Source organism: Candidatus Pantoea communis (genome assembly GCF_011752685.1).
Lineage (GTDB): Bacteria > Pseudomonadota > Gammaproteobacteria > Enterobacterales > Enterobacteriaceae > Pantoea > Pantoea communis.
In genome coordinates this window covers 1-775 of the sequence record NZ_VWXC01000066.1, presented here as the reverse complement: position 1 = coordinate 775, position 775 = coordinate 1, and the positions used below count along the sequence as shown (strand labels likewise).

General features: G+C 52.8%; 1 protein-coding gene. It reads left to right on the top strand.

Annotated features, from left to right (window positions below; translation table 11 throughout):
• On the top strand, window positions 1-510 hold a 510-nt coding region (locus F3J37_RS27840), incomplete at its 5' end, for an MFS transporter (RefSeq protein ID WP_166936852.1).
• Window positions 511-775: the final 265 nt, after the last annotated feature.

Genomic DNA, 775 nt, shown 5'->3' with positions numbered 1-775 from the left:
GGGGTGGTATCGGTACTGGCCACCTTTGCCGGCATTAAAGCCATCAGTCATTTCGGCCGGCGCCCGATGCTGATGACCGGGCTGTCGGTGGTGATTGCGATGCAGCTGGCGCTGGGCGCGGTGCTGGTTCTCATGCCGCAAAGCCTGACGCAAAGTCTGCTGGCACTGGCGTGTATTCTGGTGTTCCTGTTCTTTATGCAGATGTGCATTTCCCCGGTTTACTGGCTGCTGATGTCGGAGTTATTTCCGATGAAAGTTCGCGGGGTATTAACCGGTTCAGCGGTAGCGTTTCAGTGGATATGCAACGCCGTGGTAGCGCTTGCATTTCCGCCTTTGCTGTCGCTGGTTGGTAATAAGGCGTTCTTTATCTTTGCCGCAATCAATGTGGCTTCCCTGATGTTTATTGCCGTGATGTTGCCGGAAACCCGGGGGAAATCACTGGAAGAGATTGAATCTCACATGCGCGAGCATTTTGGTGAACCTGCGGATCAAGCCGCGTCATCAACCTGATCCCCAGCACGCTGTGCCGCGGCACCCGCCGCGGCATTATCGCCATACTCTGTTAAATAATTCCTGTTACAGGCTTCATTTCAGAACTTGCCTGCACCGGTTCGCTCAATAGGGTCTACAGTGTGACGTGAGGTTCTCATCAACGTGAAATGGAGGTAGTAAATTTGTCTATTCAACACGACGGGAAAGGGCACGTCATTATTGGCGAAGCGGCACTAAGCCTGGCTTTGGGCAAAAAGAAGATCAGCGTTAATACGCTTATCGA